This window comes from Paraburkholderia sp. CI2 (genome assembly GCF_014201055.1).
In the GTDB taxonomy this organism is placed as follows: Bacteria; Pseudomonadota; Gammaproteobacteria; order Burkholderiales; family Burkholderiaceae; genus Paraburkholderia; species Paraburkholderia tuberum.
In genome coordinates, this window is record NZ_JACHDL010000010.1 from 237,996 (window position 1) to 244,687 (window position 6,692).

Below are 6,692 nucleotides of genomic sequence, written 5' to 3' on the forward strand. Positions count from 1 at the left end.
GGTGGCAGCAGGAATAGCTACATTAGCCACCGCAGTCGGCGATCCGTGCACAGCCCGCGGTGTAGTCCGCATCTGTCCATGAAAAAAGGCGCAGTCACTTGAGGTGACTGCGCCTTTTTAATGCCGGCCCGCATCGCTGCGGGCTTCGACATTCAGAGATTTACAGCGGCGATAACGCCGTCGGGCGTGGACTGCGATTGGACGACTTCGTCATCGGCTTCGGCACGGCCGGCGACAGCTCGCTATCGAGAAGCCGCGACAGCGGCTCGGCGCCATCGAACGCTTCCGGTGCGCGCGACTCGGCAGTCTCGAACGCGGCCGACGTCGCCGGACGCTCCAGACCGTCCTTGATCCACTGCTCGCCGAGCACGCTGTTCGGCGTCTGGTTGAAGTGCTCGACCAGATGGTCGATGAACGTGCGCACCTTGGCCGGCAGGTGACGGCGGCTTGGGTACGCAATATTGATCTCGACCTGCGGCAAACGGTAATCGCCGAGCAAACGCACGAGCCGGCCGCGCGTCATGTCGCGACCGATCAGATAGCTCGGCAGAATCGCGGTGCCCATGCCGAGCAGCGCAAACTGTCTCAGCATCTCCGTGTTGTTCGCGACGATCACGTTCGACGGCCGCACGCGCACTTCGCCTTCCGGCCCCGTAAACACGCGTTCATCGCCCCAGTATTCGGATGGCAGGCTCAGGCACGGGTGCTCGAGCAGATGTTCGGGACGCGTCGGCATGCCATGCTTTTCCAGATAAGCCGGCGTCGCGCAGACGGTCATGCAGCCCGTGGTCAGACGCCGCGTAACGATACTCGCGCTGCGCATTTGCCGCGCGATCACCACGCCGACGTCGAAGCCCTCCTCGACGAGGTCCACCTGACGATCGACCAGCGTGACGTCGGGAATGACTTTTGGATAGCGCTCCGCGTACGTTTGCAGCACGGGCGCGAGGTTATGCAGCCCGAACACGACGGGCGCGACGATGCGTAGCGTGCCGACGGGTTCGTGATTGCGAGCGACCACCATCTGTTCGACGTCTTCCAGTTCGTCGAGAATCTGACGGGCGCGCTCGAGGTAGACCTGACCGGATTCGGTCAGCGACAAGCTGCGGGTCGTGCGATTGAGCAGCCGCGTACCAAGACGGCCCTCGAGGTCGGCAACGTGACGGGTGGCGACCGCGTTGGAAATATCCATGGCGCTCGCGGCGCGGGCAAAACTGCCGAGATCCGCCACCTTGACGAAAACTCGCATCGACTGCAAATGATCCATAGGACAACTCCCTGCCTTGTTACTGCTTCCTGACAATTGGTGAAAACCAGTGAAGCGAACTTGGAATTCTCCTACGACTCGCAAAATCGTGCAGAAGTTGCCCGCAAAATAGGAAATATTGTCAATTTTGGTACGACTGTGTCGATAAAACCGGGGTCCGACCAGCGATTATTCCCAAATCAAAAACAATCTGCTGCGCTGCAGCTTGCTCTGTCTTTTTTGTTCGAACAGACGCAACGGTCGTTCGGCCGTTGCGGAACTCGAAAAAACGGAAATAAACCGGGCGCCCAACGAAAAAACCGCCCGAGGGCGGCTTTTTATGCTGAGTGTGCACTCACATAATCAAGCTGTGAGTTTTTCCTCGAGCGCGCGCTTCGCCTCAGTCAGTGCCGGCGGCAAACCGTGTTGCAGCGTGTCAAACAGCTTCGTGTGCAACACGAGCTCGTCGCGCCATGCAGCGTCATCGACGGAAATCACCTGCTCGAACTGCTCGCGGCTGAAGTTCAGCCCGCTCCAGTCGATGTCCTCATAGTGCGGCGAAATGCCGAACGCATGCTCTTCGCCCTGCGCGGTGCCTTCGATGCGGCCGACCATCCAGCTCAGCACGCGCATGTTCTCGCCGAAGCCAGGCCACACGAACTTGCCGTCCGCGCCCTTGCGGAACCAGTTCACGCAGAAGATTTTCGGCAGCTTCGCGCTCAACTGGTGCAGACGCTCGCCGGTCTTCAGCCAATGAGTGAAATAGTCGCTCATGTTGTAGCCGCAGAACGGCAGCATCGCGAACGGATCGCGGCGCACCACGCCCTGCTGTCCAGCCGCCGCGGCGGTGGTTTCAGAGCCCATCGTCGCCGCCATGTAGACGCCCTCGACCCAGTTGCGCGCTTCAGTGACGAGCGGCACGGTGGTCGAGCGGCGGCCACCGAAGATGAATGCGTCGATTGCCACACCGGCCGGGTTTTCCCAGTCCGCGTCGATCGACGGGCACTGCGAAGCCGGCGCCGTGAAGCGCGCGTTCGGATGCGCCGCCTTGCGGCCGGTTTCCTTTGCCTCGGCCGGCGTCCAGTCCTTGCCCTGCCAGTCGATCAGATGCGCCGGCGGCTCGTCGGTCATGCCTTCCCACCAGACGTCGCCGTCGTCGGTCAGCGCGACGTTCGTGAAGATCACGTTTTCCTTCAACGTGGCGAGCGCATTGTAGTTGGTCTTTTCGCTCGTGCCGGGCGCTACGCCGAAGTAGCCGGCTTCCGGATTGATCGCGTACAGGCGGCCGTCCTTGCCCGGCTTGATCCACGCGATGTCGTCGCCGATCGTCGAGATTTTCCAGCCGTTCAGGCCCGCCGGCGGGATCAGCATCGCAAAGTTGGTCTTGCCGCACGCCGACGGAAACGCCGCCGCCACGTGATGCTTGCGCCCGTCCGGCGAGGTGACGCCGAGAATCAGCATGTGTTCGGCGAGCCAGCCCTCGTCGCGGCCCATCGTCGATGCGATGCGCAGCGCGAAGCACTTCTTGCCGAGCAGCGCATTGCCGCCATAGCCCGAGCCAAAGCTCCAGATTTCGCGCGATTCGGGGAAATGCACGATGTACTTGGTCTTGTTGCAAGGCCACGACACGTCCTGCTCACCCGCCGCGAGCGGCGCGCCGACCGAATGCACGCACGGCACGAACTCGCCGTCCTCGCCGAGCACGTCATACACCTTGCGGCCCATGCGCGTCATGATGCGCATATTGGTCGCGACATACGGGCTGTCGCTCAACTCGACGCCGATATGCGCGATCGGCGAGCCGAGCGGGCCCATCGAGAACGGCACCACGTACATCGTGCGGCCGCGCATCGCGCCATCGAACAGGCCGTCGAGCGTCGAGCGCATTTCGGCCGGGGCGATCCAGTTGTTGGTGGGGCCAGCGTCCTCTGCGCGCTGCGAGCAGATGAAGGTGCGATCCTCGACGCGCGCGACGTCGGACGGATCGGACCAGGCGAGATAGGAATTGGGACGCTTGGCGGGGTTGAGTTTCTTCAGCGTTCCGGCTTCGACCATCTGCGCGCACAGGCGGTCATATTCTTCCTGCGAGCCGTCGCACCAGACCACTTTTTCAGGCTTGGTCAGCGCGGCGATGCGCTGGACCCAGTCGATCAGCTTGCGGTGTTTGATCCATGTGGGCGCCTCGATAGTGGGCTGGCCTTCGAACGAGGGATGATTCATCGACTTGTCTCCGTTTGAAGCAATAGAAAAACGGTACAAGCCCGGGGACGCTGCATGCGAGAGGCATTGAATTCATCGCGCCGACGTGTCAATTTTCCACTGGCGGCGCATGATTGCGCAGATCGTCCTGGGCCACACAGCTTGCCAGGCGGAGGCGCGCTTCCTACAAGGCTTCTGCAACCTTGTGTAAAGCGGCTTGCCTCAACACGCAACAAACTGCTAAAAACGTTCTCAATTCGCCTTCACGTAGCGTTGCCGTTCTTTTGTGTGCGACAGCTTCTACGGTAGGGCATCTAGCCAGACTAACGTGTGACCTAAGTCACATGGTGGGACAGTCAGCATAACATTCCGTTCGCACCAACGAGGTGCGCCGCAAATTACATACCATGAAGATTGCCATCCTCGACGATTACCAGGACGCCGTTCGCAAGCTCGACTGCTTTCAATTGCTGGCCGACCAGGAAGTCAAAGTATTCAACAATACCGTGCGCGGTCTCGGACAACTTGCGAGCCGTCTTGCGGAAGTCGACGCCCTCGTTCTGATTCGCGAACGTACCCGCATCACGTCGCAGCTACTCGACAAGCTGCCGCGTTTGCGCATGATCAGTCAGACCGGCAAAGTGTCGAGCCACATCGATCTAGCGGCCTGTACCGAGCGCGGCATTGCCGTGCTCGAGGGCAGCGGTTCGCCGGTCGCGCCGGCCGAACTGACGTGGGCACTCATCATGGCCGCCCAACGGCGTATTCCGCAATACGTGGCAAACCTTAAACAGGGCGCCTGGCAGCAGTCGGGGCTGAAGACGTCGGCGCTGCCGCCGAACTTCGGTTTGGGGCAAGTGCTGCGCGGACAGACGCTAGGGATCTGGGGCTACGGCAAGATCGGCCGACTCCTCGCTGGCTATGGCAAGGCGTTCGGCATGAACGTGCTGATCTGGGGCCGTGAGCACTCGCGCGAAGCCGCTCGCGCCGATGGCTACAGCGTCGCGGCGAGTCGCGAGGAACTGTTCGAGACCAGCGATGTGCTGTCCCTGCATCTGCGTCTGCACGACGACACGCGTGGCATCGTCAGGCAGGACGATTTGATGCGCATGAAACCGACCGCGCTGCTCGTGAACACGAGTCGCGCCGAGCTGCTCGAAGAGAGTGCGCTGGTGAACGCGCTGTCGCACAACCGTCCGGGGATGGTCGCGATCGACGTCTACGAAAGCGAGCCGATCCTGCAAGGCTACAGCCTGCTGCGCATGGAGAACGTGATCTGCACGCCGCACATCGGCTACGTGGAGCGGGAGAGCTACGAACTGTATTTTTCGGCGGCGTTCAACAACATCCTCGCGTTCGATGCCGGCGATACCGCCAGTGTCGCGAATCCGGAGGCGTTGCAGGGCGGGCGTCGGCGGTGATTGGTGGGCGAGGCGGCCGGCGGATCAGATGTGTGCCCGCCCCGCCCGCCCCGCCGCGTCGCTCATCGCGCTTCGTGCGCTCCCGCCTCCATCAATGCAGGGATGCGTTCAAGGAAGACCTCACCGTCGGCACGGCCAAGGTTATAGGCGTGCACCATCTGCGACGGACTCGTGTAATCCCAACTCGAAATCGGCACCTTGCGCGACGGTTGCACGTAAAGCCGCTGCTGGACGCCGTGTGGCACAACGAACATCTGCGGCCGCGGATAAAGACGCGTGACCATCACGAGCACGTTGCCCGGCGCGTCGGCATCTAGCGCGCCGACCGGCACGTTGTCGACCATGCCGCCGTCCAGCACCGGCCGGCCGTTGCGCCGCAGAACCGGCGTGAACGGCGGTGTACTCGACGATTGCAGAATCAGGTCGGCCAACTCGTCGACGCTCGCGCAATCCTGCGCGCGCACGAATTCCGGATGAAAGCCAAGCGTCCGACCGAGCGTCGGATGCAGCGTCTTGCGCACGTATTTTTCGATGTTGTACGCGACCAGCCCTGCCGCGACCGCACTTCTCGCGCCGAGCCAGCGCGGCAGATGCGACACGCCGATGCGGATTTCCGGCGCCTGCGCGAGCCTGGAAAACTTGTCGCCATAGATATCGAGCAGCGCCTGACGGTAGATCCGGTAATGCGGGAACACCGACTCGCCGCGCAGCAGATTGCCCCAGTAGGCGTTGCGCGTGTTGTGGCGCAGTGCGTCTTCGTAATAGCGCATAACCCAGTCGGAGTCGCCGCGCGTGTAAATCATGCACGCGGTTGCGGCGCCGGCCGAAATGCCGGTGATCACGCGCGGACGGATGTCGAGCGGCGGCTGCACGACGTCCCAGAAACCCGCCTGCCACCAGCAGCGGTTGCCGCCGCCGGCGAATACGACCTGATCGAACATGCTGCTTTTCCTTGCTTTCCTTTGCTCTTGCTGCGCGCAGATTGTGTTGGCGGCCCCCTCGGGTCCGACGCGCATTCACTCGAGCAGCGCGTAAGTCGTAGTGGCTTGAACCGCCATGTTGCCGCCTTCGTCGAACAGTTCGACTTCGCCAAACACGAGATTGCGGCCCATGCGCAGCACGCGCGCCTTGATCAGCACATCGCCCTTGCGGACCGCGCGCATGAAGTTGATGTTCAGCGACACCGTGCTCATCGGCTTGAAGCCGCCGAGCGCGGCGGTGATGGCGACGACCATCGCCGTGTCCGCGGCCGCCATGAATACCTGGCCGCTGATCATGCCGCCCGAGTGTCGCCACTCGCCAGAGAACGGCAGACGCAGCGTGGCGCTTTCCTCGTCGACCTTGATCGGCGTCAACGTGAGCGCCCGGACCCAGGGGGCGAGAACTCGGTCGAGCAGCTCGGTAATCTCTTTGTCATCCATGGGAATCCCCGGGCGAAAGCCGCGATGCTGCGTGCGGGAGGTGTCCGCGACATGATACCGGCAGCGTTGGACGCGTCGATGTTTTCGGGATGGCGGCTTTGTCGAGGAAACGCTCAAGTTCGGGCGATGCGGTCTTTTTAATAACACTGCGAAAAGGGCTTGGCAATCTCAAAAAGATCCTGCATAATTTCGCTTCTGTTGGGGCGTTAGCTCAGTTGGTAGAGCAGCGGACTCTTAATCCGTAGGTCGAGTGTTCGAGTCACTCACGCCCCACCAAAGATATCAAGCACTTAGCCCAGCCTACACGGCTGGGCTTTAATGAGATGGTCAGCCTGACCGAAACAGCCCGATCGGCTTACGCTGATCGGGCTGTTTCCTTATGGGAGATCGTCATGGACACCATCT

The 6,692-nt window shown here is 61.8% G+C and carries 5 protein-coding genes and 1 tRNA gene; 2 read left to right on the forward strand and 4 right to left on the reverse strand.

Annotation, left to right across the window (positions count from 1 at the left end):
- Window positions 1-160: 160 nt before the first annotated feature.
- Window positions 161-1,267, reverse strand: coding sequence for a LysR family transcriptional regulator (locus HDG32_RS16720; protein WP_090802249.1), 1,107 nt, complete (start codon window positions 1,265-1,267; stop codon window positions 161-163).
- 342 nt (window positions 1,268-1,609) lie between these two features.
- The gene (locus tag HDG32_RS16725) at window positions 1,610-3,466 is read right to left on the reverse strand and encodes a phosphoenolpyruvate carboxykinase (GTP) (protein WP_184069033.1); all 1,857 of its coding nucleotides are present in this window, start codon (window positions 3,464-3,466) and stop codon (window positions 1,610-1,612) included.
- Between the two features lie 386 nt (window positions 3,467-3,852).
- On the opposite strand from HDG32_RS16725, the gene HDG32_RS16730 reads away from it, so the two are divergent.
- Window positions 3,853-4,866 carry a D-2-hydroxyacid dehydrogenase family protein gene (locus HDG32_RS16730; RefSeq protein WP_184069036.1) on the forward strand — a complete coding sequence of 338 codons (1,014 nt, stop codon included), beginning with the start codon at window positions 3,853-3,855 and terminating at the stop codon, window positions 4,864-4,866.
- 62 nt (window positions 4,867-4,928) lie between these two features.
- Here the strand turns inward: HDG32_RS16730 and HDG32_RS16735 are convergent, their stop codons facing one another.
- Both HDG32_RS16735 and HDG32_RS16740 read right to left on the reverse strand, forming a co-directional pair.
- Window positions 4,929-5,807, reverse strand: a complete 879-nt coding sequence (locus HDG32_RS16735) for a patatin-like phospholipase family protein (RefSeq protein WP_184069039.1) — start codon at window positions 5,805-5,807, stop codon at window positions 4,929-4,931.
- Window positions 5,808-5,882: 75 nt separating this feature from the next.
- On the reverse strand, window positions 5,883-6,287 hold the full coding sequence (locus HDG32_RS16740) for a PaaI family thioesterase (protein ID WP_018418954.1): 405 nt from the start codon (window positions 6,285-6,287) through the stop codon (window positions 5,883-5,885).
- Window positions 6,288-6,487: 200 nt separating this feature from the next.
- Between HDG32_RS16740 and HDG32_RS16745 the strand changes: the two genes are divergently transcribed.
- Window positions 6,488-6,563 (forward strand) — tRNA-Lys (locus tag HDG32_RS16745).
- Window positions 6,564-6,692: the final 129 nt, after the last annotated feature.